This window comes from Sorangium sp. So ce145, from assembly GCF_051525985.1.
Lineage (GTDB): Bacteria > Myxococcota_A > Polyangia > Polyangiales > Polyangiaceae > Sorangium > Sorangium cellulosum_B.
Genome location: NZ_CP150315.1, coordinates 1911374 through 1937346 on the forward strand (window position 1 = coordinate 1911374; position 25973 = coordinate 1937346).

The window sequence follows — 25973 nt, forward strand, 5'->3', positions numbered from 1 at the left end:
ATGTCGGACGCGTCCCCCCTCGTGCTGCTGATCGAGGACGAGCCGCAGATGCGCCGGTTCCTGCGCGCGATGCTGGCGGCCCGCGGCTACCGGCTCGTGGAGGCGGAGACGGGCAGCGACGGGATCGCCCAGGCGACGACGCGCAATCCGGATCTCGTGCTCCTCGATCTGGGGCTGCCGGACATGGACGGCCTGGAGGTGACCCGGCGGCTCCGGGAGTGGAGCGCCGTCCCCATCATCGTGCTGTCGGCCCGCGGTCAGGAGCAGGACAAGATCGACGCGCTGGACGGCGGCGCCGACGATTACCTGACCAAGCCCTTCAGCGCCGGCGAGCTTTTGGCGCGGCTGCGCGTGGCCTTACGCCACGCCGCCAGCGCGGCGCGCGGGGCGACGGCGGAGGGCCACCGCTTCGCGGTCCAGGACATCGAGGTCGATCTCGCGCGCCGGGTCGTGCTGCGGGCGGGCGAGGAGGTCCACCTGACCCCCATCGAGTACAAGCTGCTCACGACGCTGATACGGCACGCGGGCAAGGTCCTCACCCATCGCCAGCTCCTCGGCGAGGTGTGGGGGCCTGCCTACGCGGGGCAGGCGCACTACCTGCGCGTCTACATGGCGCAGCTCCGGCACAAGCTGGAGCGCGATCCGGCGCGCCCGCTGATCCTGATCACGGAGCCGGGCGTGGGCTACCGGCTCAAGGGCCCTTGAGTCGACCCCAGCGTTGCATAAGTACCCCTCCCACAAAAGAAAGGGCAGGCGATCACCCCCCACAAACGCGTGGTCATGCGCGTGATCGTGATCGTGATCGTGCGCGTGGTCGTGCGCGTGCGCGTGCACGTGCGCGAGACCCGTGGCTATCGGCACATCCTTGTCAGCATGTGCGGCGAGGCGTGACAGAAGGCGCTTGCCTTGCTCGACGTCCTTGCTCTGGACGACGCCTATGATGCGGCTGACGTCGAGCAGGGCCGCGCACGCGCACGCGCACGCGCACGACCACGCGCACGACCACGACCACGACCACGACCACGCGGGACCGGGAGTCTGTGCGGCGCACACCCCAGGTCGTTTATGCAGCCACTTGTTGCGCGGGAGCGCGTGGCGCGTGTCGACCGGTCACCAGCGGGCACCCTGCGGGTGATTGCCATCGGACGTCGCGTGGTGCTCGTCCTGGCCGTGTGGAGGCGCTCACAGGGTAGCCAGTCCGCCGGCTAGTTGAGCGGCGGTGCGCCGCCCGGCGCTGCGCTGGGCGCCGCCTGGGCCGGCGCGCCCGCCGGTGCAGCCGCGGTGTCGCTGGACGACGCCGCGCCGCCACGGCCCTTGTAGAGCGACGGCGCGATCGTGTCGGCATCCCTCTCGTCCCATCGCAGGTAGGCGACGGCGCGCCGGGTCTGGTCATAGGCGTGCACGAGCAGCGCGAACGCGCGCGCTCGCCTGTCTGCGGCCGCGGTCGGCCCGGGCCCTGCGCCGTGTTCTCTCACGCCGAGGGAGGCGAGCAGCTGCGGCCCGATCTCCCCGGCTCGCTTCACCTCTTCCTCGGTCGCCGCCGTCCTGCCCGCGATCTCGGGCCAGCTGCCGCTGAACAGCGCCGACAGCGCGACGAGGTCGTTGGCTGTATCGATGTGCCCTTGTCCCGCGCGGATCTCCGCGACCGCCTCCGCGTCGAGCAGGCCGCGGCGGGCGAGCGCCTCCGCATCGCTCAGCAGGTTCTCGCGGAGCGGGACCGCCTCCGCGAGGAGCGGCTTCACCGCGCTCTCGGGGGCTCTGCTGGACAGCCACATGAGGTGCGCGTGCCACGCGGCGAGCGCGTAGGTCTCGAGCCGGTCGAGCAGCGCGAGATCGTGCTTCTGGAGCTGCTCCGCGATGGCGGGGCGCAGCGCGAGCAGGCCAGGCAGCACGCCCAGCACCTGGGAGACCGCGCGGGGAATATCGAGGTTGATGGCGACGAGCCGATCCGGGCTCAGCGCCGTTATCTCAGGGAGAGCCCTGTCGAACGCCGCCGCCGCCTGGGGCGGGGCTGCGGGCTTCCTGGGAGCGGGCTTTTTCTTGATCGGAGTCGAAGGCTTGGTCATGAGGGGAGCACCTCTCGTCGAGGTCCTTCGCCGGGCGCCAAGAGAACATGGACTGCCATGCTCCCCGACCCCCCGCGCCGGACGTGATGTGAGCGTCCGGCGCGCGCCGGACGTTCCGGCCAGGGGTAACGACGCATCGTGGGGTGTCAACGGTGCCGGCTGAATTCATGAACGAGGTGCCGCCAGAGTCGTAATCTTACGCCATGGCCTTCGCGCCTGCGTTTGCCTGGGGCGAAGGCCGTGCCATCTGCGACGAAGGGCGTCGACGGCGACCGCGGCCGGTGCGCCGAGGGCAGCGGAGCTAGCCAGGGATGACCGCGGCCGGTGCGCCGAGGGCAGCGGGGCTGCCCCAGGAAGACCGTGTCCGGTGCGCCGAGGGCAGCGGGGCTGCCCCAGGAAGACCGTGTCCGGTGCGCCGAGGGCAGCGGGGCTGCCCCAGGAAGACCGTGCCCGGTGCGCCGGAGGCAGCGGAGCTGCCCCGGGAGGACCGTGTCCGGTGGGCCGGAGGCAGCGGAGCTGCCCCGGGACGACCGTGTCCGGTGGGCCGAAGGCAGCGGGGCTGCCCCGGGACGACCGTGTCCGGTGGGCCGGAGGCAGCGGAGCTGCCCAGGGAGGACCGCGGCCGGTGCGCCGGGGGCAGCGGAGCTAGCCAGGGACGACCGCGGCGGCCGGGGCGCCTCCCACCGCGGGCGGCGTGCCTCCAACCCCGCGCACCGGGAGGCGCATTTTACAAACAACCCCGGAAAGCTCCGCGCAATTTCAGAATATGAGCGCACTTCTTTTCCCCGCCGAAGGCTCCTCCCGCGACCACACATGGAATTCCGTTCACGCTGCCGCGGTGGAAATTCTCCCCCGCTCGCTTCGGCTGCTGGGGGTCGCCGAGCCCGACATCGACGACGTCTTGCAAGAGGTCCTGCTCGCCGCGTACGAGAGCCTGGATCGGTTCGACCCCGCCTGGTCCCCGCCCGAGCGCGAGGCCGGGGCCGCCGGCGATCCGCCGCGCCGGGACGGCCGGCGCCAGCACGGCAGCCCCGAGGCCCGCTGGGTGTTCGGGATCGCGTGGCGAAAGGTCAGCCACCACCTGGACCGCGCCTACCGCCGCCGCGAGGTGCCGGACGGCCTGCGTCCGGTGTCGCGCTACCAGGCCATCGATCCCGCGCCGCTCAGCGAGGAGCGCATCGCTGAGCAAGAGCGGCTGGAGGTCGCGAGGGAGGTGCTCTTGACGATCGCGCCCGAGCGGCGGGTCCTCCTGGTCCTTCACGAGGCCTACGAGGTGCCGCTCGTCGACATCGCGCGCGAGCTCGGCCTCAACTACAACACCGCCAGCAACCGGCTGCGCCTCGCCCGCGAGGACTACCGTGCCGCCGTCAAGCGGCTGCGCCCGGAGCGGCGACAGGCGCTGCGCGCCTGCTGGCTCGTGTTTCCCCTGGCGTCCGACTTCCTTGTGCACGACGGCGGCGCGAGCGCCGCCTTACCGCCGGCCGGCGTGCCGCGCGCGCCTGCCGGATCGAGTCAGCGATCGCGGCTCGCCCGCCTCGGCCGCGCCGTCGGCTCCGCCGCGGCGGGCGGCGCCGCGACCGCGGCCGTGCTGCTTGCCCTCGCCCCGTCGCGGCCCGCCTGGGCGCGCCGCTTCGAGGCGGCGCTGGTCTACGAGCTCCCCGCGGCCAGCGCCGGCCGTGCAGCTCCCCCGTCACAGCCGTCGCAGCAAACCCCGGAATCGCGGCCGGCGGTCGACGCGCCCGCGCGCCCGTGCCCAGCCGCGCCGCGGGCGGCGCCGCCGGCCGGCGCGCGGGAGGACGCCTTCGCGGAGGAGCGCCGGCTGCTCGCGGCGGCGCAAGAGCGCCTCTCCACGGGCGATCCCGCCGGGGCGCTCCGGCAGCTCGCCGCGCACGAGGCGCGGTTCCCCGCAGGCCGGCTGAAGTCCGTGCGAGAGCAGCTTCGCACGGCGGCCCAGGCGCGCCTCGCCCATCCGGCGCCGGGCGCGTCAGGGAGGGGGCCGGCGCGATGAGCCGGTCCAGGGCGAGACCGAGACCGGGGCTCGGCGCGCCACCGGCCCGCGGCCTCTGCGCCACCGGACCGCTCCGGGGCGCGGGGCGCACGGGGCGCGCGGGGCGCTCGGCGCGCTCGGCGCGCTCCGCCGTGGCGGCGGCCGCCGTCCTGCTCGGCGCCAGGGAAGCCCGCGCCGCGCCGGACGCGCCGCGCGCGGCGATGCGGATCGAGGTCGTGCGGGGCCCGGGCGCCGAACGCTGCCCTGGCGACGCGTTCTTGCGCGCGGAGGTGGCGCGCCGGCTCGGCGCCGACCCGTTCCAGGACGACGCGCCGCTGGTGCTCGCGGTCCGCATCGCGCAGGAGGGGCCGGAGCTCACCGCCTTGCTGGCGCTGCGCGACCGCGAGGGCGATACCCGGTGGGCTGACGGGTTCGGCACCCGGAGCGGCTGCGAGGAGCTGCTCTCCGGCGTGGCCCTGGCGATCGTGGCGCGCGTCCTGAGCGCGCCGGAGACGGCATCCTCGCAGCCCGAGCCCTCGTCGCCACCGTCTGCGCCCTCGCCGCCGGAGCCCTCCTCGCCGCTCAAGCCCTCCTCGCCGTTCTCCTCGCTGCCCTCGCCGCCGCCCCCGCAAGCGCAGCGTGCCCCGCCGGAGCCACCTCGGCCGGCCGGGCTGCCCCAGGGGTCCTCCCGGCCGGAGGCGGCGCCGGCTCCGCCGGAGCGGTTGCGGCTCGAAGCGGGGCTCGGGGCGACCCTGGGCCTGGGGATCACGCCGGGGGCGGCGGCCGGGATGACGCTGGCCGTGGGCATCCGCCGGTCCGAGTGGTCGGTCGCAGTGGAGGGGAGGGGGCTCGTGTCGCTGGAGCAGGCGGTGAAAGGCATGTTCGTGGATCCGACGGCGTTCACCGCGGCGACCGTGGGCTGCTATCGCGGCCGCCTCCTGTTCGGATGCGGCCTCGCTACCCTCGGTGCTGTCCGATTCACTCCTCGGACGCCGTGGACCATGGGCTCACGCAGCGATACTATCTTGAGCTTCGGGGGGCGGCTCGGCGCCGAATGGCCCCTCTCCAGCGGGTGGTCCGTGCTCGGGTACGCCGAGGCGACCTGGATTGTGAACGATGCGGTGCTCAGGCGTGGGGCGTACGACACCGCGACGCCGGCGCCGCTCGAGTGGACGTCTCCGCCGATAGGCACAGCCTTCGGGCTGGGCATTACGGCCGCGTACTGAACGACCTTTGGAAAAATCGCACTATCCCACGACCATCGGGCGAGAATTTCGGAAAGGACATGGGAATGGCGAACGCAGTCGGCCGCAAGAAACAAGAGGCTTGTTGTGCGCGCGGGGCGGTTTCGGATAGCCTGCGCGGCATGCGCGCCTGCTTCTGTCTGATCGCGAGCTTTCTTTTGCTTCCGGGCTGCGGCGAAGATCCGACGGTCTACGGCCCGTGCCAGCCGAGCGAGTGGGGCAAGACAACAGTGTGCCCCTATCCCGAGGCGGGCACGGGGGATGCGGGCGATGGCGGGGATGCGGGCGGAGGCGGGGCCGGCGGTGGTGGGGCCGGCGGTGGCGACGAGACTGCCTGTGCCGGCGATTGCGTCCCACCGGCGCCGCTCGGCTGGTTCGGCCCGGCGCTCCTCTGGTTCGGCCCGCGGGACCAGGTACCCGCATGCCCCGCCGCCGCGCCGAACGTCGGCTACGAGGGCTTCGCCGACCTGGCGCCCGCGCCGCTCACCTGCGCGGCCTGTCTGTGCGATCCGCCTGGCGCGGCCACCGCCTCGTGCCAGCTCCCGCTGGGCTGGTCGGCGCACTCTTCGATGACTTGCCCCGGCGACCCCGGCAGCGTCGAGACCCCCTTCGCGGCGCCCGGCGGCTGGGACGGCGCCTGCACCGCCGAGAACGCGGTCCCCGCGGGCCAGGACTGCGGCGGGCAGCCGTGCGTGCAGTCGATCTCGATCGATGCGCCCGCCGTGCTGGTCACCGCCGCCGCCTGCACGCCGAGGGTCGACGAGCCGCCACCGCCGGCGCTCCTCGATCCGTGGCAGACCCGGGCGCTCGCCTGCGTGCCCGGCGCCTACACGGAGTGCCTGGGCGACCGGAGCACCTGCATGCCCTCTCCGGACCAGCCCGGGGTCCCGCCGCCCGGCGGCTTCCTGACGTGCATCTTTCACGAGGGTGACGTGACATGCGCAGAGCCCTACCTGGACAGGCACGTCTTCTACGGCGGCGCCGAGGACACGCGCGGCTGCTCCGAGTGCGGCTGCGGGGAGCCGGAGGGCGCGTCGTGCACCATCATGGCCTCGGTCTACAGCGACGGGGCGTGCACGCAGACGCTCGTGTCGGCCGTCGTGAGCTCGACGACGCCGTTCTGCGGGGTCACGCCGCCCGGCGTCGCCCTCGGCAGCAAGTCGGCGGAGGTCGTGGCCGTGGATCCCGGCGGATGCGCCCCGAGCGGCGGCGAGCCCACCGGCGAGCTGCTGCCGGCCGAGCCGTCGACGTTCTGCTGCCGGGCATAGGGCCCGCGAGAAGAACAGGCGCTCATCGCCTCCCGCTCGGCAACAGCTCCACCCGATCCGCGAGCTCTCCGCGCTCCTCGTCGCGGAGGGCCGCGACCAGGGCGCCTGCGAGCGGCAACGACCCGACCGTCGGCTCGACCGGTTCACCCACCCAGAACGCCACGATCGACCCCGCGGGCGTGCCGCGTCCCTCGGCGCGAAGCCGCTTCATGGCCGCGCTGGCCCTGACGTCCGAGGGGCGGCTGCGCGCCAGGGAATGGGTGCTCGGCCAACGAGCGTTCGCGGCGTGGGCCGCGCGAACCGATTGGCGCCCCGTCGATCCCCTGAAAGCGAAGCGAGATGGTCCGCGACCGGGCGCGCGAGTGATTGCCTGCTCCTGTGCTCCAGACGTCTTGGACATCCCGCGCAGGGCTTGCGAGCTCGACGCGCTCGCTCACGACGCCCGGGGGCGACCATGCGAACGAATTCATCAAGAACGACAGCCTTTCCTGTATCCTCCTGCCCGCTTCTCGAGGCAAACGCGAGCCACCACCAGGTACCCCTGAGAGCAAGAGCCTATGACCGCAGCAACTCGTCCTCCAAGAACGACACGCCCCGGCCTCGCCCAGCTCATCTCCGCGACGGTACTATGTCAAGCCGGATGCACGGTCCTCGATAGAACACCAGCGCCGACGTGCACGGATCCATCCCCCGAGTGCCTAGCGCTGTGTGCACAAGAGACCGTCCGGCCTCAGCCAATCTACTGCGAGAACGTGCTGCCGCTACAAGACCGATTTCTCCTCATACTAGCTACGAAGACATGCGATGAATGGCGCGAGTCATTGCAGCCCGTCAGCGGCCCCTCGCTAATCATTCGCCCGCAGGATGTCGGGATAACGACGACCAAGATTGACCCGTGCTACCACTAGCTCACAGCGCTCGGAGGCTTATCCTCACCTCACCAGCTGCGGCTCCGACGACAATCGCCATCAATCCGCAAGGCTCGTCAGATGAAAATGTCACCGAAACCGACAACATGGATTGGATTGGGGTTCATCGCCGTCGCCGCCTTGGTAGCGTACAACCTGGGAAGAATATCGGTGGCGAGCGATAATCGGCTTCAAACGCGCCAGAACGTCAGAAAGAACAAGCCCGATCCTCGGTCAATTCTGAGCGCCACCCAACAAAGGTTGGCCATCTGCGAAGAGGCCCACCAGCGTCGCGACCACGATCCTCACGAGGGAGCGAGGCAGCCCTACAGCAACGAAGGCAACCCCACACCTCCACCTGAGCGAGGGCTCTCGAAGCAATGCATCACCGCGATGCAAGCGCAGGATCTCAATATAGCGGGCGGACAGTGCAGGAACTTCAGAAGACACTTCGATGCATACAAGGCAATCCTGGGGAACAGCACCGTCGGCTGCGAAACCGTCTTGAGCATTCGAGGCCTTGCCCAGAGACAGCGCCAGATTTGCGATCTCCTTACAAGAGTCAACGAGGAACCCGGATCCCAGGACGCGATGAGCGACCCTCTCGCCGTCGGCGCAGTAGAAGACGCATACACAATCAGCGGCAAATACGGCGACGTCGACATAAACAAGCTGGTAGGTAACCCAGCGTGCATAGCCCGCATGCAGACCGAATGATTCGACTTCGCTCCTCCGTTCAGGTTGCGGGAGCCATCGCCCCGCCGGCCGAACAGGCCAAGGCCATCATTGCGAGTGCCATCAAAATTGCAATCCGCGACGGTCGACACATGGAAGCATCATCAAGGCCGACAAGATGGCTTGGGTTTGGGGTCGTCGCGATCGCCGCGTCGGCGGCAGCATACAATCTGGGACGAAACTCGGCGGGGAGCGACGACCAACATCGATCGCACCAGGACACCGCCAGGAATGACGACTCCGATGTTCGGTCAGCTCTGAGCGTCACCCGGAGGAGGTTGGTCAGCTGCGAAGAGACCCTCCAGCGCCGCGACCACCAACACCAGAAGAGAGAGGGAAAGCCCCACGCCCGCGAAGGCAGCCCCACGCCTCCACCTGAGCCAGCGCTTTCAATGCAATGCGACATCGCATCGCGAGCGTCGGAGCTCAGCAGGATGGCCGAGAGCTGCAGGGATTTCAGGCGGCAATTCAACGCATACGAGGAAATACTGGGCAACGCCACGATCGACTGCGAATCCGTGTTGAGCATTCGGGAATTGGCGAGAGAGCAATTTTCGATCTGCTCCGACGTTATAAGGTACTTTGAGAGTGCGTTGCAGCCAGACGTCACGAGCGACGTTCGCGGGATCGGCGCAATGGAAAGCGCCTACATGACCAAGGACGAGTACGGCGACGTCGACATCGACGAACTCGTAAAGAACCCCGAGTGCATCGCCCGCATGCAGGCCGAATGACTCGAACCCATCTCGATCCGCCGTGTATCTCGTGGGAGCCATCGATCCGCTGGCCGAACGGGCGAGGGCCGCCATTCTTGCGCGCGCTGTCAGGTCTTGCAGTATTCACCCTCGCCGCTCCGGCATCAGCGCAAGAGCCACGGCCCCTAGAGAAATTCCATTGGGACGGCCTCCGTCTCAACGGTATCATTCAGACAAAGCTCCCCCATCTCGCAAGGCTCGGAGTCACGTATGGCGGCGGAACTGCTCCAGGGGCTGTCCATACGGTCATGGTGAGCTTCGGGCAGACCGCGAGTCCCACCCAGGTGCTCAATATCGGGTACTTCATCGGCGTCGGCGTGGGCAAGGAGAACATGTCGACGATCGAGAACAAGAGATTGGGGATCCACGGCACGTTCGAGGCCGGACGGTTCCGCGCGAGCGCGGCCACGAGCCTTCAGTTCTACCAATTGATCGGCGCCGTTCTTCCCGTGTTCACCACGACCTTGAGGCCCCAGGGGACCCTCATCCGGACCACGCACGTCGATTTGTTCCTCGGCGCAGACGTCAACTCCTTCAATCTCAACACCCAGGTCGGACTCACGCTCGGGCTACGATTCAGGGACATAAGAATCTTCGATCGAAGCATCGACGGGCTCTTGTCGATCACGGAGATGAATGCCTGGATCAGCGTCCCCGGACATGGAACCCTCTGGGCGGCCTACGTCGAACCGCGCCTCGGGATTGTCGTCGATCTGGAGTCCGACAAGGGAGCGCCGCGCGACCGGATCCTTGAGTACGGGCAGCTCTGATCGGTCGCGGCAGGGACGCCGCTCGCCTCGTCGCTCTCGCTCAGGCTGGTTGCGATGCAGGTGAGCACCCGCCTCACCAGCGCGTCCCGTCGGCGCCGCTGGGCTGGTTCGGCCCGGCGCTCCTCTGGTTCGGCCCGCGGGACCAGGCGCGGGAGCCTGTACCGTTCTTCCCACTTGCTCGAGAACCCGAAGAAGCCTGCGATACCGAGCCCAGCGAGGGCCGCGACCACCGCGCTCGCCTTGATGTCCGAGGGCCGGTCCCGGATGGACCGCCGCTTGCCGTCCCCCCAGGCCCGTGAGCGGCGTGCCCACGGGCGAGGTCGCGCATCCCCCCAGGATCGGCGGCCTTGCCGCGCGCGCGGCGCAAGAGAGGCGAGCGTGACGAGTCCTGTGGTCGTGACCAAGTATCTGTGTGCCGCCGCCGCGATTCACGCCGTGCTCGGCTGCGCGGCCGGCGTCGACCTGCTCGACGAGGGCGGATCCGCGGCGGCTGCAGCTCCCACCCTCGGGGTCGCAGAACAGCGGGCCAGCACCTACGGGTGGCGGGTCATCCAGGCGATCGACTACAATTTCGACGGAAAGCAGGATGTGCTCTGGATCGACCCCGAGCGCAGCCTCATGGCCATCTGGTTCATGGACGGAGTCCAGCTGCTCGCGCCGGGCCCGATCGTCCGTGGGCCGGCCGGTAAAGGCTGGGTCGCCATAGGGAACGACTTCAACCTCGACGGCCTGGCGGACGTGATCTGGCGTCACGATGAGCGGAATCTGGTAACCATCTGGCTGACGGACGGAGGCCGGCCGTTCGCGCAGGGCCCGATGCTCCCCGGGCCCCGAGGCGGAGGCTGGGTGATCCGGCCGAACGACTTCAACCGCAACGCCGCCTCGGATGTGCTCTTTTACAGCGAGGAGCAGAACCTGATGACGGTGTGGCTGCTGAATGGCCTTCAGCTGCTCGCGCCGGGCCCGTTCATCCCGGGGCCGGGCGGCGATTGGGATATCGCCTCCGTGCCCGACGTCAACTTCGATCGCATCGCGGATGTGATCTGGAACGACGAGGTGCACAACCTGATGACGGTATGGCTGATGAGCAACACGGAGGTCATCGGGCGGGGGCCGGTGATCCCCGGGCCGAGCGGCGAGGGATGGGACGTCCTCTGGGCGGCCGACTTCAACGCTGACGGCATGGCGGACGTGCTCTGGACCAACGAGGAGAGGGGCCTCGTCGCGATCTGGCTGATGAATGGCGTCGAGCTCCTCGAAGCGGGGCCGGTGATCCCCGGGCCGATCGGCGACGGCTGGAGAGCGATCACCGCCGGCGACGTCAACGCCGATCTGATGGCGGATGTCGTGTGGCAACGCCTGGGGACGAGCCAGATCGCGGTGTGGTTGATGAACGGCACCCACGTCCTCTCGCCAGGGCCGGTGATCCTGGGCCCCCCCGGCGGTTGACCCGACCCGGGCGGCTCGCGGCGCGCGCTGGCGCGCGCCGGTGATCGATCCCGGGTTGATCCCGCCCCGCGGGCGCCGGTTGATCCCGCCGCGGTTCTCGGGTGCGATCGGCGCCCCGCGATGCGACAGATCCTCCACATCGACATGGACGCGTTCTTCGCGTCGGTCGAGCAGCTCGACGACCCGTCGCTGCGAGGCCGCCCCGTCCTCGTGGGCGGCGCCTCCCGGCGGGGCGTCGTCGCGGCCGCGTCGTACGAGGCGCGCGCCTCGGGCGCCCGCTCGGCGATGCCGATGGTCGAGGCGCTCCGCCGCTGCCCGCAGGCGATCGTGGTGCCGGTGCGGCACGCCCGCTACGCCGAGGTGAGCGCGCAGGTCTTCGCGATCTTCCGCCGCTTCACGCCGCTCGTGGAGGGGCTGTCGCTCGACGAGGCGTTCCTCGACGTGACCGCGAGCCGCGCGCTCTTCGGCGACGGCGAGGCGATCGCGGCGCAGATCAAGCGCGCGATCCGCGACGAGACCGCGCTCACGGCCTCCGCCGGCGTCGCGCCCTGCAAGTTCGCCGCGAAGATTGCGAGCGATCTGCGAAAGCCCGACGGCCTCGTCGTCGTCCCCGGCGACGTCGCCGCCTTCCTCGCGCCGCTGCCGCTCGAGCGCATGTGGGGCGTGGGCCCGCGCGCGGCCGAGCGGCTGCGCGCGGCGGGGCTCGCCACCATCGGCGATCTCGCGCGCTGCCCCGCGCCGCGCCTCCACGAGCTGCTCGGCCCCGCGTGGGGCGAGCACGTGCGGCTGCTCGCCGTGGGCGTCGACGAGCGCGCGGTCGTCCCGGGCCGCGCGGCGGAGTCGATCGGGGCGGAGGAGACGGTGGAGGAGGACCTCCGGGGCAGGGAGCCGATCGAGCGCTGGCTGCTCGATCTGTCGGGCCGCGTGGCGCGGCGCCTGCTCAAGGCGGGCCTGTCCTGCCGCGCGGTGGTGGTGAAGCTCAAGTACTCGGACTTCACGCTGCGGACGCGCCAGACGACGCTGTCCGAGCCGGTCAGCGACACGGACTCGATCTACACCTGCGCGAAGGGGCTGCTCTCGCGCTTCGATCTCTCGCGGCCGGTGCGGCTCGTCGGCGTCGCCGCGAGCGACCTGACGAGCGAGACCGGCGGCCCGACGCTGAGCCTGTTCCCTGTCGCCTCCGAGCGCCGCCGGCGCCTCGAGGGCGTCGTGGCGGAGGTGGCCGAGCGCTTCGGCGGGAAGGGGCTCACCCGCGCGGCGCTGCTGGAGCCCCCGCCCTCGGGCCGCGCGACGCCGCGCGCGGCCCCGGGCGAGCGCGAGAAGAAGAAATAGTCGGTCTCGAGCTCGTGTAGAGTGGGACGATGGCACGAATCGTCGATTCCAGGTGTCCGCGCTGCGGCGCCCCGCTGCCGATTCAGCCGGCGATGGACGCAGTCACCTGCCAGTACTGCGGCGCGCGGTCGCTCATCGATCGCGGCAGGAAGCCCACCACCGCGCCGATCCCGCAGGGCATGCACGTCGTCCGGGTCGCCCCGCCGTCCAGCAACGCGGCGGGGGTCATCGTGATGTCGGTCGTCATGGGCATGGTCGTGGCCGGCGCGGTCGCCGGCGCCGTCATGTTCAGCGCGTCGGGGCCGTCCAAGGGCCGGTCGGCGCCGCTCGCCGGCCTGGGACCGAAGGCGTACTTCAGCGATCGGCCGATGCTCGCCGACGTGAACGGCGACGGCGCGCCGGACGTGATCGGCAAGAGCAACGTCCCCGGCGGCGAGGAGTGGATCGCGGCCTACGACGGGCGCGACGGCAAGCCGATCTGGAAGACGGCGGCGCTCACCAAGGACGCGGCCAACCACGAGGCGCGGCGCGCGATCGCCGCCGGCCGTCTGATCTCGATCGACGCGCTCGGCAAGGCGCAGGCCTATGACCTGCGCACCGGGACGCCGTCGTGGTCGGCGTTGCTCGGCGAGAAGGCGAGGCGGCTGTGCGAGGGCGACGGCGTGATCGTCGTCGAGACGGTCGACGACGCGAAGCACGGGCTCGATCCGGCGACGGGGAAGCGGCGCGAGCTCGCGAAGGGCGCGGCCTGCAAGACGGTCCCGAGCTCGATCCAGGAAGAGGCGCCCGGCTATCGGTTCGCCCGCTGGCACGAGTTCGACGAGCTCGGGCTGCCCGGCTCGCATGAAGTCGAGGGCATGTCGGTGCGCGGCGCGATCATCCCGAGCGGGCCCGGGCCGCGGTTCTTGCTCGGCGGCCGGAGCAAGGGCAGCCAGGTCGGCATGGTGGCCGCGGTGGACAAGAAGAAGGTCCTCTGGAAGACGGTGGTGCCCGGCGTCGACCCGCTGGCCACGAAGGCCACGGGGGTGGACGCGGGGGCCTATGAAGGCGGGCTCCTGGTCGTCCCCTATGACATGAAGGATCACAAGGAAGGCACGCGCCTCGCCTGCTTCGAGGCCGGCACCGGCAAGCGGCTGTGGGACGTGCAGGTCCACAAGAAGTCGCAGGTCTCGTCCGGGATCTCGATCTCGGCGAACGACGTCTTCTTCGCCAGCTGGACGGCGCTCTACGTGTTCTCGCTGAAGACCGGGCAGCTCAGGTACATGATCGGGACCGAGTTCTAGGCGTCCGGCGCGCCCGCGGCAGCGCGGGCCCCAGGGCTCCCCGCCATGTCGTCCGTCCAGCAGAACCCCTGGCGCATCTGCGTCTACCACGGCGTTCAGTCGCTGATGTTCCCGGCGGCCATCTTTCCGCTGTTCTGGACGCAGGACATCGGCATGAGCGTGGCCACCATGATGGCCGTGCAGGGCGCGTTCAGCCTGAGCATCGCGCTCTTCGAGTTCCCGTCGGGCTACATCGCCGATCGCCTGGGCCACCGCCGCGCGCTCGTGATCGCCTCCTTTTGCATCCTGATCGGCTGGGTCCTCTACGCGCTCGCGCGCGGGCTCTGGACGGTGCTGCTCGCCGAGCTCGTGCTCGGCGTCGGGTTCTCCCTTGTCTCGGGGGCGGACTCCGCGCTCCTCTTCGACTCGCTGCGAGAGCAGGGCAAAGAGCACGAGTTCGCCCGCTGGTACGGCCGCATGCGCTCGATCGCGCAGATCGCCTCGGGGAGCGCCGCGCTCGCCGCGGGCTTCCTTTACGCGCGCTGGTCCCGCCTGCCGTTCGCGATGGAGGCCGCGGCCTGGGCGCTCGCGGCGGGGATCGCCCTCCGGTTCGGCGAGACCGGGCGCGCCGAGCCGAAGGTCGAGGACCACCTGGGCCGCATGCGCGCGATCGTGCGCGACGCGCTGTTCGAGCGCGCCGACTTCCGCGCGGTGCTGCTGCTCGGCGTCGCGCTCGCGCTCGCGTCGTACCTGCCGACGTGGCTCATGGCGCTGTACGCGACCGAGGCCGGCGCCCCGGTCGCGTGGATAGGCCCCATGTGGGCCGTCGCGAGCTTCACCACCGCGCTCGGCTCGATGCTGAGCGAGCGCGCCGGCCGCCGCCTCGGCATGACGGGGACGCTGCTCGCGTGCGTCGTCCTGGTGGCGGCCGGGTACCTCGGCCTCGCGCTCTCGCGCCACGTGCTCGGGGTCGCGTTCTATTTCCTGCTCACGCTCGTGCGCGGGCTGCACATGCCGCTGCTCCACCACGAGGAGCAGCGCCTCGCGCCCGACGGCGATCGCGCGAGCTGCGTCTCGCTCCGCAGCTTCCTCTTCCGCCTCGCCTTCGTGCTGCTCGGGCCCGTCGTGGGGATGGGCGTCGATCGCTACGGGCACCGCCCCGTGCTGTGGGCCTCGGGCGCGCTCCTCGTCGCGCTGACGAGCGCGGCGCTCGGCCTGTTCGTCGCGCGCGCGGCGCGGCGTGATGAGGCGCGGGCGCCGCGGTGCTAGGGCGCCCGTCATGAAGAAGATCGAGAGAGAGGAAGAGGTGGACCGGCTCATCGAGCTGGTCGGCGCCGGGTCCTGGGACGTCATCCACGGGGTCCTGGAGCGGCAGTTCGCCGTCCTCCACAACCGCGCCCAGGTGCTCATCGGTCTGTGCGGCATCGTCATCACCACGACCGGCTTCTCCGGCCGCCTCATCGCCGGCACCAGCCCCCACGCGCAGGGGCTGATCATCGCCGGCGTGGCGATCGTCCTGCTCTCCGCGACCCTGATCGTCTGGGGTGTGCAGCACATCCGCTGGCTCACCCAGCAACCGGGCGACGACCTGCGCGGCTGGCTCTTCGCCTCGCTCGCCTACCGCGATCGCAAGACAGCGATCTACCGTGTCGCCATCGCGTTCCTGCTGGCCGGCCTCTCGTTTTATGTGATCGCCATTGCCATGATGCTACTCCACCCCACCGCGGCCCCGTCGCCGGGTGGGCGCTGAGCCCTGCGCCCCGATGACCGATGGAGCCTCGCCACGGGCGCCGCGCGCCGCCGTCGCCTCGATATCGCACCACGGCCGAGCAGCCAGGGGCGCTCAGCCGCTGGCGCCGGCGGGCGCCCGCGCTCCGGACGCGACTTCGCTGGTGGCATGATGTGGCCTCTTCACGCGCATCGGCGCCAGCGTCGGTGATCGCGAAATGCGCTGAACTGTAACGACGGATCCACACGTCCGTGTTGTTGAGAAGTTGCTCTGTCCAGGATAGTCTCGTCCCGTGCTGTTTGGCTCGGAGGAGCTCGGGCGCGGTCGGAGCCGCTGAAGGCGAACGGCGGCATCAGCCGCGGGGCCTCGCGGGATGGATCTAGGAGGGGCTAGGATGAGAGCAGTTCGTTCTGCAGCGGGGTGTGGGTTGCTGGTTTTCGCGTTCGCCGTCATGGGTTGCACGGACAACCCCGCGAGCGATGACGGTACGGGCGGGGGCTTCCCCTTTCCCCCGAGCACATCGTCGGGCCTCACGGGCGCGAGCAGCAGCTCGAGCGGCGCAGGAACTACCGGTAATGGCGGCGCAGGTGGTGGTGCCGGCGGCGGTGTGGGTGGAGGCGTCGTCGAACCGGGCGATGGCTGCCCTGGCTGCGCGCGGCTCTCCGTGCCGCTCACGAGGTTGGGGCAGGCCACGCAGTTCATGATCTTCTTCCACGAGAAGGTCGACCTGACCGGCGCGACCGTCACGTTCCGCGTGAGGACCCGTGCCGGCACGAGCGGCGGTCTGCAGCCGTTCGTGCAGAACGGGGCCGATCTCAACTATGCGAACATCGGCTACTCGTGGAACGCGCTTGTCGACCTGACAGAGTGGACGGAGCTCAAGGTCGATGTCGATGCGATGGCTCCGGCGAATACCACCTTCAACCGCACCGTGGTGGAGATGATCGGGATTCAGGTCACGGCGGGCAACACGGGGCCCTGGGCCAATCCGACCGTCGTCGACGTCGACTACGTCACGGTCACGAGACCCGGCACGGGCGAAGGGGCTCCGAGCAGCCAGCGCTTCTTCTTTGGCCGTAGCGGGGAGCGCGGCGAAGGCGGCGCCGGGGGCGAAGGTGGCGCCGGGGGGATGAGCGGCGCCGGAGGCGCGGGCGGCACCGGCGGCGATGGCGGCGCGGGCGGCACCAGCGGCGATGGCGGCGCGGGGGGGATGAGCGGCGCGGGCGGCACCAGCGGCGATGGCGGCGCGGGGGGGATGAGCGGCGCCGGAGGCGCGGGCGGGGTGGCCGGGGCCGGAGGCGCGGGCGGCGAAGGCGGCGGCAGCGCGAGCAGCAGCAGCGCAAGCAGCAGCAGCAGCGCGAGCAGCAGCAGCTCGAGCGGCGGAGGCGGCGGAGGCGGCGGAGGCGGCGAAGGCGGCGGAGGCGGCGAAGGCGGCGAAGGCGGCGAAGGCGGCGGCTCCAGCGTCGATGTGATTCATGTGATGGGTCCGTACGAGTTCACGACGAGCGAGGAGCCGATGGAGGTCAACAATTACCAGCCCGTGGAAGGCTCGACGGTGACCCACGTCGCTCAGTGACCCCTGGCTATCCCGTGGCGCCCGCTCGTCAGGGAGGTCCACGAGACGTGTTGAAGCATCGATCTGCACCGATCTGACGACGATTCCGGATGCGACGGCGAGGGGCTCGGCAACCTCGACGAGCCGAGCGCGCTGCCGCGTCCGGAGGTGCCTTGAATGAACGAGGTGCGCTGTCGGTGGCGTCGTCGCGGCGACGACGGTCGCTGAGGAAGCGATTGGCACGAGAGAGCGCTTATCTGCGCTCTCGGGATGCCGCGCTGTGCTCGGGCTCGACTCCGCAGGTGGTCTCATGTGGCTGCCGCGCCCCGCTTCGCTCGACTCCGCAGGTGGTCTCATGTGGCTGCCGCGCTCGCAGCGGCGCCAGCGCCGAGCGAGCCCAAGCGCGTTATGTTTTGGTGACGGATTCGCACGTCCGGGTTGTTGAGAAAGTCGTCTGTCCAGGATAATGTCGCTGCTTGCGGGGCTGGCTCGGCAGAGATCGAGTGCGATGAGAGCCGCTCCGGCGAACGGCGGCCTCGGCCGCGCAGCCTCGCGGGGGCCTATCCAGGAGGGGTCACGATGAGATCAGTTCTTTCTTTGGCGGCGTACGGGGTGCTGGTCGGCGCGTTCGCCATGACGGGTTGTGGTGATGACGAGTCGACCGGCAGCGGCGGTGCGGGCGGGACGGGCGGCGGGAGCTCATCCACCTCCAGCACGTCGTCGAACTCGACCAGCTCGGGCTCTGACGGCGGCGGCGGCGCGGGTGATGGCGGTTCAAACGCGGATGGCGGCGGGGGCGCCGGCGACGGCGGCAACGGTTCGAGCGACGGCGGCGGTGGTTCGAGCGACGGCGGCGGTGGTTCGAGCGACGGCGGCAGCAGCCCGGGTGTCGGTGGCGGCGGCAGCTCGGGCGAAGGCGGCGGCAGCTCGGGCGAAGGCGGCGGCGGTTCGGCCCCGGAGGAGCGTTGCTCCGGTTGCGCGCGGCTGTCCGTGCCGTTCACGACCGCGAATACCGCGACGCAATTCTTCATCGAGTTCGCCGCGCCGGTCGATCTGACGGGGAGCACGGTCACGTACCGCGTGAGGACCCACGCCGGCACCAGCGGCGGCGTGCAGCCGTTCGTGCAAAACGGGGCGGATCTGAACTATCAGAACATCGGTTATTCGTGGAATCCGATCTCCGGCCTGGCAGACTGGCATGAGATCACGATCGATGTCGACGCCTTGGCCGGGTCGAAGCCCTCCTTCCAACGCACGAAGGTGAAGTTGATCGGACTCCAGCTCACGGCGGGCGGCACCGGGCCCTGGACCAACCCGACCGTCGTCTACGTCGACTCCATCACCGTCACGAAGCCCGGCACTCCGAGCGCCGCGCGAGGCGCCGCACCGAGCGGCGAGCGCGGCGAGGGCGGCGCCGGCGGCGAGGGCGGCGCCGGCGGGTGGAGCGGCGAAGGTGGCGCCGGCGGCGAGAGCGGCGTGGGCGGCGCCGGTGGAACGAGCGGTGACGTCGGCGCCGGCGGGTGGAGCGGTGAAGGTGGCGCCGGCGGCGAGAGCGGCGCAGGCGGCGCCGGTGGCGAAGGCGGCTCGGCCGGCGTCGGCGGCGCTGGTGGCGAAGGCGCCACGACCGGTGTCGGCGGCGCGGGCGGCGAAGGCGGTTCGGCCGGCGTCGGCGGCGCGGGCGGCGAAGGCGGCTCGGCCGGTGTCGGCGGCGCGGGCGGTGAAGGCGGCGCGGGCGGTGAAGGCGGCGGCTCCAGTGGAGAGGTGATCCACGTGGTGGGTCCGTTCGAGTTCACGACCGGCGCGGAGCCGATGGTGATCGGCAACTACATGCCGGTGGCCGGCTCGTTGCTGACCCACATCGCCGAGTGATCCCGGGGCAGCCGGGGAGCACGCTGCACCGGACGCAGCGAAGCGCGCGAGGCGCGCCAGAGCATCCAACAGCATGAGCTCGTGACACCGCCAGCCGGAGGGGGCTCGACAGCCCCCCGGCGAGCTTTCTCTGGTTGCGCTGGCGCGAGCTGCGCGATGAGAATGGCCTCGACGCGCCAGGACCCGGCGCGCTCGATGGACCGACCCACGGCGAGCTCAGGACAGCGTTTCAAGGAGGATTCGAATGAGAAAGGTCGTCTATGACATCGCGGTGACGGTCGACGGCTTCATCTCGCACGAGGACGGCTCGGTGGACGGCTTCGCGATGGAAGGAGAGCACGTCGCCGATTACGTCGAGCGCCTGAAGGGCTACGACACCGTCGTGATGGGGCGAAGGACGTACGAGTGGGGCTATCCCTTCGGGCTCGTCCCCGGGAAGCGAGCCTACCCGCACATGGCACATTACATCTTCTCGAAGACCCTCCGTTTCGGCGAGGGCGCCGAGGTGGAGGTCGTGGACCGTGACGAGATCGCGGCCCTGAAGCGGCTGAAGGAGGGCGACGGGGCCGATATCTATCTCTGCGGGGGCGGCGCCTTCGCCGGCTTCCTCCTCGATCACGACCTCATCGATCAGCTCGTCCTCAAGGTGAATCCCATCGTCTTCGGGCACGGGGTCCGGCTCTTCGGCGGCAGCTCCAGGAAGGTCGAGCTGGCGCTCCTCGGCGCGACGTCGTACGCGAACGGCGTCTCGCTCCTCCGGTACGACGTGAAGCGCGGGGACGCGGCGTAAGGGGTCGCCCCGTCGAGGGCGTGCCGCACGATTCCGTCGCGACGCCGTCGCCGGGCCCGCCGCGGCGCTTTTGTCGGGCGGGCGCTGAGCGCCGCGCCTCGACAGGGCTCATCTGGTTGCCGGGCTCACACGTTCGGGCTGTTGAGAAAAATTTCTGCCCAGGGTAGCTTGCGCCACGCGGCTGGCTCGGAGGAGCCAGCGGGCGGTGGCAACCGCCATGGCGAACGGCGGCCCGGGCTGCGTGGCCTCGTGGTGCACATCAGGAGAGGGTCAGGATGAGATCAGTTCTTTCTTTGGCAATGTGCGGGATGCTGGTCGGCGCATTCGCCATGACGGGTTGCGGTGACGACGACACGACCGGCAGCGGCGGTGCGGGCGGTGGGGGCGGTGCGGGCGGTGGATCCAGCTCCAGCACGACGACGCCGAGCACCAGCAGCAGCTCGGGCGGCGGCGAAGGCGGCGCGGGCGGCGCGGGCGGCGCGGGCGGCAGCGATGGTGGCGCCGGCGGTGAAGGCGGCGCGGGCGGCAGCGACGGTGGCGCCGGCGGCGAAGGCGGCGCGGGCGGCAGCGCCCCCGACATCGGGCCCGGTCCGGAGGAGAGCTGCTCGGGTTGCGCCCGGCTGGCTGTGCCGCTCACCACGGAGAACACGGGGACGCTGTTCCAGTTCGACTTCGCTCCGCTGGTCGACCTGACCGGCGCCACCGTCACGTTCCGTGTGAAGGCACATGCCGCCACCGGCGGTGGTCTGCAGGTCTTCGTGCAGAACGGACAGGACGAGAACTGGGCGGGCGTCCCCTGGGCGTGGACGGGCTTCAACGACCTGAAGGAGTGGACCGAGCTCACGATCGACGTCGATGCCGCTGATGCGGCCGATGCCGCTGCTAACGGGAAATTCGAGGCGACCAAGGTGAGGCGCCTCGGCGTCAAGATCGACGCAGGTGCCGAGGGGCCCTGGGCCAACCCGACCATCGTCTATATCGACTCCATCACCGTCACGAGGCCGGCCAGCACGAGCGGTTCGGGCGGCGCGGGTGGTGCCGGCGGCGCGGGCGGCGAGGGTGGCGCCGGCGGTGCTGGTGGCTCGAGCGGTGAGGGCGGCGCTGGCGGCGTGAGCGGCGAGGGCGGCTCGGCGGGCGCCACCGGTGAGGGCGGCGCTGGCGGCGTGAGCGGCGAGGGCGGCTCGGCGGGCGCCACCGGTGAGGGCGGCGCTGGCGGCACGAGCGGCGAGGGCGGCTCGGCGGGCGCCACCGGTGAGGGCGGCGCTGGCGGCACGAGCGGCGAGGGTGGCGCCGGCGGCGCGAGCGGCGAGGTGATCCATGTGATCGGTCCGTTCGAGTTCACGGACGGGCTGCAGAACTTCCAGGTCGGCGACTACCTGCCCGTGCAAGGCTCGAGGCTGGATCCCCTCGGCGAGTGATCCACGAGCGCCTGCGGCGCTCGCTCTCGCGCTGCTGCGCGGAGCGAGCGCCGGGGCCGCCTCATCGATCATCGAGGGCGCGCTCCCCGGCGCGCTCCAGCTCGACCCAGCGTCCCCGTCTCACGTGACTGCGGGGGGCTCTGGTCGGCGGCGGGGTCTTTTGAACCGCCAAGGACGCCAAAAACGCCAAGAAAGACACAAAAATCCGGGTGTCTCATGGCGTCCTGGCGGCCCCATCCTTACCGGCGGGGCGGGGGAATTCCCCCGCCACCCGCCACGCTGCTGAAGCATGATCCGAACCGTCCACACGACCCGCTACGTCACCCCGCTCCGCGAGGGCGGGTCGCTGCCGGCCCTCGTCGAGGCCGACGACGACGGGCTCTATGTCCTGAAGCTCCGCGGCGCCGGTCAGGGGCCGAAGGCGCTCATCGCGGAGCTCGTCGCCGGGGAGATCGGGCGCGCGCTCGGGCTCCCGGTGCCGGAGATCGTCTTCATGCATCTCGACCCCGCCTTCGGGCGGGCCGAGCCGGATCCGGAGCTGTCCGACCTGCTCTCGGCGAGCGCCGGCTTGAACCTCGCCCTCAATTACCTGCCCGGATCGCTCGCCTTCCAGCCGCTCGCCGGCCCGGCGATCGACCCGGGGCTTGCGGCCGCCGTCGTCTGGTTCGACGCCTTCACGAGCAACGTGGACCGGACGCCCAAGAACCCCAACCTGCTCCTGTGGCACCGCCGCCTCTGGTTGATCGACCACGGCGCGGCGCTCTATGTCCACCACGCCTGGACCGACGCGACCGACCCGCGCGCCGACGCGGGCGACCGCTTCCCGCTCGTCAAAAGCCATGTCCTGCTCCCGTTCGCGGGTGATCTCGCCGCGGCCGACGCCGCGCTGAGCGCCCGGCTCACGCCGGAGCGCATCGCGGAGATCGTCTCCGCGATCCCGGACGCGTGGCTGGCCGACGACCAGGACCCCCGCGCCCGGCCCTCGGGCGAGCGGCGGTCCGCGTTCGCGCCCGACGCGGTCGATGCGCCGCAGCCCGACGCGGCGCCGGTCGCGGCGCGGCGCGCGGCGTACGCCGCCTACCTGACCCACCGCCTCGCGTCGCCGCGGGGCTTCGTCGAGGAGGCGCTCGATGCAGCCCGTGCCCGGCGGTAGCCCTCCGGGCGCGCGCGACGTCGACGCCGCCGACCCGTTCGATTACGCCGTGCTGCGCGTGGTCCCGCGCGTGGAGCGCGGCGAGCGCGTCAACGTCGGGGTGGTCCTCTTCTGCCGCGCCCGGGGCTTCCTCGACGCGCGCTTCGAGCCCGACGAGCGGCGCCTGCTCGCCCTCTGGCCCGACCTCGACCTGGAGGCGGTCCGCGGCCACCTCGACTTCATCCGCCGCGTCTGCGCCGGCGATCGGGCGTGCGGGTACGTCGCCGAGCTCCCCCAGGACGAGCGCTTCGGCTGGGTGGTCTCCCCGGCGAGCACCGTCGTCCAGCCCTCGCGTGTGCACGCGGGCCTCGGCGCCGACCCGGCCGCGGCGCTCGAGCGGCTGGTCGCGACGCTGGTGCGGCCGGGGCGGTCCGGACAGGGCTGATCGGCGCGGCGCGAGCCCGCGCTCCAGGCGGCGCGAGCCCGCGCCCGAGGGTCAGTGGCCGTCCTTTTCGCGCTTCATCGCCTGCTTCACCGCGGTCACGACGCCCAGCACGACCGCGCCGGCCGCGACGCCGACGATCATGTTGGCGAGCGACGGCACCACCGCGCCGAGCACGGCGCCGGCGCCCTGGGTCATGTCCTCGATGTGGTGGTGCAGCCACGGCACGCCGTGCGTCAGGATGCCGCCGCCGACCAGGAACATCGCCGCCGTGCCGGCGACCGACAGGCCCTTCATCAGCCACGGCGCCGCCTTCAGGATGCCGCTGCCGAGCGACTGCTGGAGACCGCCGCTCTGGCGGCTCAGGTAGAGGCCGGCGTCGTCGAGCTTCACGATGCCGGCGACCAGGCCGTAGACGCCCACGGTCATCAGCACGGCGATGCCGCTCAGCACGGCGACCTGCGTGCCGAACGGCGACGCCGCCACGGTGCCCAGCGTGATCGCGATGATCTCGGCCGACAGGATGAAGTCGGTGCGCACCGCGCCCTTGATCTTGTCCCTCTCGAACTCGACGAGGTCGATCTTCGGATCGGAGAGCGCCTGCACGAGCTCGGCGTGGCGGGCCTCGTCCTCGTGCTTGCTGTGCAGCACCTTGTGGGCGACCTTCTCGAAGCCCTCGTAACAGAGGAAGGCGCCGCCGACCATCAGCAGGGGCGTGACGGCCCAGGGCGCGAAGGCGCTGATCGCCAGCGCCGCCGGCACCAGGATGGCCTTGTTGAGCATCGAGCCCTTCGCCACGGCCAGCACGACCGGCAGCTCGCGGTCGGCGCTGACGCCCGTCACCTGCTGCGCGTTCAGCGCCAGATCGTCGCCCAGCACGCCGGCGGTCTTCTTGGCGGCCACCTTCGTCAGCACGGCAACGTCGTCCAGCACGGTGGCGATGTCGTCGATCAGGGCGAGCAGGCTGCTTCCGGCCATGGAGTGAGGTCCTCGTCGGGTGAATGGAGTGGGGAGCGTACGGAGCGTGTGGAGCGTGGCGAACGTCGCGGGCGGCGCCGCAGGGCAGCCGTCGCGGTGGGCATGGTAGCGGGCGCCGGCGGCCTTCGGGTCGAAGATCCTGGGCGCCCGCGTCGATCGGCCGGCCTGGCCGCCGGCGCCGTGCTTCGGCTCACGCGCTCTCTTCGATCCCCGACGGCGACTCCAGCCCCGGCGGCTCTTCCAGGCTGATGCGCCCGAGCCGGCCGGCGCGGAAGTCGTGGACCAGGATGTCCGACGCCTTGTGCAGGTCCACCGACCCGCCGCTGCGCAGGCAGCCGCGGCGGCGGCCGATCTCCTCGATCAGCGCGGCGGCCGTCTCCGGCAGCTCCTTCAGCTTGTAGCGGGCGACGAGGAGCTCGGGGTAGCGCCGCAGGAAGTACCCCGCCGCGAACAGGGCGACGCTCTGGTAATCGATGGCCGTGTCGGGGATCGCCCCGCCCACGGCCAGGCGGAACGAGGCCGCCTCGTCGTCGATCTTGGGCCAGAGGATCCCCGGGTTGTCGGAGATGGCCATGCCGGTCTTCAAGGTGACGAGCTGCTGGCTCTTCGTGACCGCGGGCTCGTCGCCGACCTTGGCCACCTTGCGCTCCATGAGCAGGTTGATGAGCGTCGATTTGCCGACGTTGGGGATCCCCACGATCATGGCCCGCACCACCTTGCCGGGGCCGTTCTTGGGGGGCGCGAGGCGCTTGCAGAGCTCCGGGATCCGGCGCCGCGCCTCGGACGACTGGCTCGCGGAGATCGCGATCGCGAGCACCTGGCCCCCCGGCGAGGCGCCGCGCTCGGCCTCGTCAGGCGGCGCGGCGCGCTCCGCCTCGAAGTGGCGGAGCCACGCCGTTGTGACGGCCGGGTCCGCCAGATCGCTCTTGTTCAGGACCTTGATGCACGGCTTCTGGCCGCGCAGCTCGGCCAGGACGGGGTTCTCGCTGGCCAGCGGCATGCGGGCGTCGAGCACCTCGATGACGACGTCCTGCGACGGCATCGACTCGGCGATCGAGCGCCGAGCCTTGGTCATGTGGCCTGGATACCATTGGATCGACATCCGCCGCGCAGCTCTATCACGCCCGGCGGGTCACGCGCACCCGTCCGGGCCGCAGGCCGCCCCCTCGGCGAGCGCCTGCTCGGGGGCGTCCGCCGCCTCGTCCCACGCCTTCTGGAGCACGCCGAGGAGGGCCTCGGCCGGCTGCGCGCCGGAGACGCCGTACCGCCCGCCGAACGCGAAGAAGGGGACGCCCGTGATGCCGATCGCGCGCGCCTCGTCCTCGTCGGCCCGCACCTCGCGCGCGTGGGCGTCGCTCGCGAGCGCCGCGCGGACCTCGTCCGGATCGAGCCCCGCCTCGCCGGCGAGGCGCGCGAGCACCTCCGGCTCGCCGATGGCCTCGCCCTCGGTCATGTAGCCGCGGAGCAGCCGCTCCTTCACCGCGTCCTGCACGCCGCGCTCGGCCGCGAGGTGGAGCACGCGGTGCGCGTCGAAGGTGTTGCCGGGCCGGACCTTGTCGAAGCGGAGATCGAGGCCGTCCGCCGCGCCCACCTCGGTCATCTGCCGGATCATCGCCTCGGCCTTGGCGACGGGCACGCCGTACTTCCTCGCGAGGCGCCCGGCGTAGGACACGTCGGTGTCGAGGACGCGCTTCGCCGAGGGGTCGAGCTCGAAGGCGCGCCAGACGACCTCGACGGCATCCCGGCGCGGGAACCTGGCGAGCGCGGCCTCGAGCCGGCGCTTGCCGACGTAGCACCACGGGCACGCGATGTCGGACCAGACATCGACACGGAGCTTCTTCATGGCGATCAAGGTAGGGCGCCGTGGCGCCTCCGGCCAGGCGGCGTGCGTTGCGGGCGGGAGGGGCGCCGGGGCGGCGGTCGGGGAGGGGTCGAGCTCGCCGGGGAGAACGGAGCCCTCCCGTGTACGCCTGCGTGTGGGTGGCGCTCGGCCCGGCGGCCGCGTTCTGTGGTCTGGTCGATGTCGCGCAATCCAGCGCTGCCGAGATTCATTAGATCACACGCGGGTCAGATCACACGCGGGTCACACCTATAGAAAGAAGGCGCTGCGAGAGCGGTGCCTTCCCCCGGGGCTTGCTCGAAGATGGATGGCTCGCTCGGTGATGAGAGCGAACATGAACCCTATGGCGGGATCATCGTGCCTATCCTGATACCCGCCCATCGGCCCGGCGGGCGCTCACGCCCCCGTCTTGCCGCGCACGCTCAGCCGCGTCACGACGACGCC

General features: G+C 71.2%; 23 protein-coding genes. 18 read left to right on the forward strand and 5 right to left on the reverse strand.

Annotated elements, in window-relative coordinates; translation table 11 throughout:
- Nucleotides 1-705, forward strand: a complete 705-nt coding sequence (locus WMF34_RS07200) for a response regulator (protein ID WP_012233991.1) — start codon at nt 1-3, stop codon at nt 703-705.
- A 500-nt stretch (nt 706-1205) separates the two neighbouring features.
- On the opposite strand, the gene WMF34_RS07205 is transcribed toward WMF34_RS07200, so the two are convergent.
- Complete coding sequence (locus WMF34_RS07205) at nt 1206-2066, reverse strand: hypothetical protein (RefSeq protein ID WP_012233993.1); 861 nt, start codon at nt 2064-2066, stop codon at nt 1206-1208.
- Between the two features lie 838 nt (nt 2067-2904).
- On the opposite strand from WMF34_RS07205, the gene WMF34_RS07210 reads away from it, so the two are divergent.
- From WMF34_RS07210 to WMF34_RS07220, 3 genes are all read left to right on the forward strand, one after another.
- Nucleotides 2905-4074, forward strand: coding sequence for an RNA polymerase sigma factor (locus WMF34_RS07210; RefSeq protein WP_049876190.1), 1170 nt, complete (start codon nt 2905-2907; stop codon nt 4072-4074).
- Between the two features lie 131 nt (nt 4075-4205).
- Entirely contained in the window at nt 4206-5279 is a 1074-nt protein-coding gene (locus WMF34_RS07215; protein ID WP_044964210.1) for a hypothetical protein, read from the forward strand.
- Between the two features lie 140 nt (nt 5280-5419).
- A complete protein-coding gene (locus WMF34_RS07220) occupies nt 5420-6565 on the forward strand; it encodes a hypothetical protein (protein WP_044964213.1) in 1146 nt (381 codons plus the stop codon).
- Nucleotides 6566-6587: 22 nt separating this feature from the next.
- On the opposite strand, the gene WMF34_RS07225 is transcribed toward WMF34_RS07220, so the two are convergent.
- Nucleotides 6588-6776: a hypothetical protein gene (locus tag WMF34_RS07225; protein ID WP_044964216.1), complete on the reverse strand. Its 189-nt coding sequence runs from the start codon at nt 6774-6776 to the stop codon at nt 6588-6590.
- A gap of 778 nt (nt 6777-7554) precedes the next feature.
- Between WMF34_RS07225 and WMF34_RS07230 the strand changes: the two genes are divergently transcribed.
- The 14 genes from WMF34_RS07230 (at nt 7555) to WMF34_RS07295 (ending at nt 22714) form a co-directional block, all read left to right on the forward strand.
- Nucleotides 7555-8190 carry a hypothetical protein gene (locus WMF34_RS07230; RefSeq protein ID WP_157906499.1) on the forward strand — a complete coding sequence of 212 codons (636 nt, stop codon included), beginning with the start codon at nt 7555-7557 and terminating at the stop codon, nt 8188-8190.
- The gene (locus WMF34_RS07235; RefSeq protein ID WP_157906500.1) at nt 8187-8942 is read left to right on the forward strand and encodes a hypothetical protein; all 756 of its coding nucleotides are present in this window, start codon (nt 8187-8189) and stop codon (nt 8940-8942) included. The genes WMF34_RS07230 and WMF34_RS07235 overlap by 4 nt, the downstream gene beginning before the upstream one ends.
- 269 nt (nt 8943-9211) lie before the next feature.
- Nucleotides 9212-9733 carry a hypothetical protein gene (locus tag WMF34_RS07240; protein WP_437992832.1) on the forward strand — a complete coding sequence of 174 codons (522 nt, stop codon included), beginning with the start codon at nt 9212-9214 and terminating at the stop codon, nt 9731-9733.
- Between the two features lie 396 nt (nt 9734-10129).
- Complete coding sequence (locus WMF34_RS07245; protein WP_231864727.1) at nt 10130-11182, forward strand: FG-GAP repeat domain-containing protein; 1053 nt, start codon at nt 10130-10132, stop codon at nt 11180-11182.
- 120 nt (nt 11183-11302) lie between these two features.
- On the forward strand, nt 11303-12514 hold the full coding sequence (locus WMF34_RS07250; RefSeq protein WP_437992833.1) for a DNA polymerase IV: 1212 nt from the start codon (nt 11303-11305) through the stop codon (nt 12512-12514).
- A gap of 92 nt (nt 12515-12606) precedes the next feature.
- Nucleotides 12607-13797: a PQQ-binding-like beta-propeller repeat protein gene (locus WMF34_RS07255; RefSeq protein ID WP_437992834.1), complete on the forward strand. Its 1191-nt coding sequence runs from the start codon at nt 12607-12609 to the stop codon at nt 13795-13797.
- A 45-nt stretch (nt 13798-13842) separates the two neighbouring features.
- Nucleotides 13843-15045, forward strand: coding sequence for an MFS transporter (locus WMF34_RS07260; protein WP_437992835.1), 1203 nt, complete (start codon nt 13843-13845; stop codon nt 15043-15045).
- Between the two features lie 10 nt (nt 15046-15055).
- Entirely contained in the window at nt 15056-15526 is a 471-nt protein-coding gene (locus tag WMF34_RS07265; RefSeq protein WP_012234002.1) for a hypothetical protein, read from the forward strand.
- Nucleotides 15527-16169: 643 nt separating this feature from the next.
- Complete coding sequence (locus WMF34_RS07270) at nt 16170-17081, forward strand: hypothetical protein (protein WP_437992836.1); 912 nt, start codon at nt 16170-16172, stop codon at nt 17079-17081.
- A gap of 558 nt (nt 17082-17639) precedes the next feature.
- Nucleotides 17640-18929, forward strand: coding sequence for a hypothetical protein (locus tag WMF34_RS07275; protein ID WP_012234004.1), 1290 nt, complete (start codon nt 17640-17642; stop codon nt 18927-18929).
- Between the two features lie 244 nt (nt 18930-19173).
- On the forward strand, nt 19174-19719 hold the full coding sequence (locus WMF34_RS07280) for a dihydrofolate reductase family protein (protein WP_437992837.1): 546 nt from the start codon (nt 19174-19176) through the stop codon (nt 19717-19719).
- Between the two features lie 308 nt (nt 19720-20027).
- Nucleotides 20028-21137: a hypothetical protein gene (locus tag WMF34_RS07285; protein WP_437992838.1), complete on the forward strand. Its 1110-nt coding sequence runs from the start codon at nt 20028-20030 to the stop codon at nt 21135-21137.
- A 289-nt stretch (nt 21138-21426) separates the two neighbouring features.
- Nucleotides 21427-22290, forward strand: a complete 864-nt coding sequence (locus tag WMF34_RS07290) for a HipA family kinase (protein ID WP_012234007.1) — start codon at nt 21427-21429, stop codon at nt 22288-22290.
- Entirely contained in the window at nt 22268-22714 is a 447-nt protein-coding gene (locus tag WMF34_RS07295) for a DUF3037 domain-containing protein (RefSeq protein WP_012234008.1), read from the forward strand. The genes WMF34_RS07290 and WMF34_RS07295 overlap by 23 nt, the downstream gene beginning before the upstream one ends.
- A gap of 51 nt (nt 22715-22765) precedes the next feature.
- Here WMF34_RS07295 and WMF34_RS07300 read toward each other — a convergent pair whose 3' ends face one another.
- From WMF34_RS07300 to WMF34_RS07310, 3 genes are all read right to left on the reverse strand, one after another.
- On the reverse strand, nt 22766-23689 hold the full coding sequence (locus WMF34_RS07300) for a DUF808 domain-containing protein (RefSeq protein ID WP_012234009.1): 924 nt from the start codon (nt 23687-23689) through the stop codon (nt 22766-22768).
- A gap of 190 nt (nt 23690-23879) precedes the next feature.
- Nucleotides 23880-24791 (reverse strand): ribosome biogenesis GTPase YlqF, encoded by a 912-nt coding sequence (gene ylqF, locus WMF34_RS07305; RefSeq protein WP_437992839.1) that lies wholly within the window; start codon nt 24789-24791, stop codon nt 23880-23882.
- A 30-nt stretch (nt 24792-24821) separates the two neighbouring features.
- On the reverse strand, nt 24822-25532 hold the full coding sequence (locus WMF34_RS07310) for a DsbA family oxidoreductase (RefSeq protein ID WP_012234011.1): 711 nt from the start codon (nt 25530-25532) through the stop codon (nt 24822-24824).
- Nucleotides 25533-25973: the final 441 nt, after the last annotated feature.

Bases quoted from the DNA above. Each gene is read 5' to 3' on its own strand.
- WMF34_RS07200 (WP_012233991.1), top strand. From the start codon at position 1: ATGTCGGACGCGTCCCCCCTCGTGCTGCTGATCGAGGACGAGCCGCAG.
- WMF34_RS07205 (WP_012233993.1), bottom strand. From the start codon at position 2,066: ATGACCAAGCCTTCGACTCCGATCAAGAAAAAGCCCGCTCCCAGGAAG.
- WMF34_RS07220 (WP_044964213.1), top strand. From the start codon at position 5,420: ATGCGCGCCTGCTTCTGTCTGATCGCGAGCTTTCTTTTGCTTCCGGGC.
- WMF34_RS07225 (WP_044964216.1), bottom strand. From the start codon at position 6,776: ATGAAGCGGCTTCGCGCCGAGGGACGCGGCACGCCCGCGGGGTCGATC.
- WMF34_RS07230 (WP_157906499.1), top strand. From the start codon at position 7,555: ATGAAAATGTCACCGAAACCGACAACATGGATTGGATTGGGGTTCATC.
- WMF34_RS07235 (WP_157906500.1), top strand. From the start codon at position 8,187: ATGATTCGACTTCGCTCCTCCGTTCAGGTTGCGGGAGCCATCGCCCCG.
- WMF34_RS07240 (WP_437992832.1), top strand. From the start codon at position 9,212: ATGGTGAGCTTCGGGCAGACCGCGAGTCCCACCCAGGTGCTCAATATC.
- WMF34_RS07250 (WP_437992833.1), top strand. From the start codon at position 11,303: ATGCGACAGATCCTCCACATCGACATGGACGCGTTCTTCGCGTCGGTC.
- WMF34_RS07255 (WP_437992834.1), top strand. From the start codon at position 12,607: ATGGACGCAGTCACCTGCCAGTACTGCGGCGCGCGGTCGCTCATCGAT.
- WMF34_RS07260 (WP_437992835.1), top strand. From the start codon at position 13,843: ATGTCGTCCGTCCAGCAGAACCCCTGGCGCATCTGCGTCTACCACGGC.
- WMF34_RS07265 (WP_012234002.1), top strand. From the start codon at position 15,056: ATGAAGAAGATCGAGAGAGAGGAAGAGGTGGACCGGCTCATCGAGCTG.
- WMF34_RS07275 (WP_012234004.1), top strand. From the start codon at position 17,640: ATGAGATCAGTTCTTTCTTTGGCGGCGTACGGGGTGCTGGTCGGCGCG.
- WMF34_RS07280 (WP_437992837.1), top strand. From the start codon at position 19,174: ATGAGAAAGGTCGTCTATGACATCGCGGTGACGGTCGACGGCTTCATC.
- WMF34_RS07285 (WP_437992838.1), top strand. From the start codon at position 20,028: ATGCTGGTCGGCGCATTCGCCATGACGGGTTGCGGTGACGACGACACG.
- WMF34_RS07290 (WP_012234007.1), top strand. From the start codon at position 21,427: ATGATCCGAACCGTCCACACGACCCGCTACGTCACCCCGCTCCGCGAG.
- WMF34_RS07295 (WP_012234008.1), top strand. From the start codon at position 22,268: ATGCAGCCCGTGCCCGGCGGTAGCCCTCCGGGCGCGCGCGACGTCGAC.
- WMF34_RS07300 (WP_012234009.1), bottom strand. From the start codon at position 23,689: ATGGCCGGAAGCAGCCTGCTCGCCCTGATCGACGACATCGCCACCGTG.
- ylqF (WP_437992839.1), bottom strand. From the start codon at position 24,791: ATGTCGATCCAATGGTATCCAGGCCACATGACCAAGGCTCGGCGCTCG.
- WMF34_RS07310 (WP_012234011.1), bottom strand. From the start codon at position 25,532: ATGAAGAAGCTCCGTGTCGATGTCTGGTCCGACATCGCGTGCCCGTGG.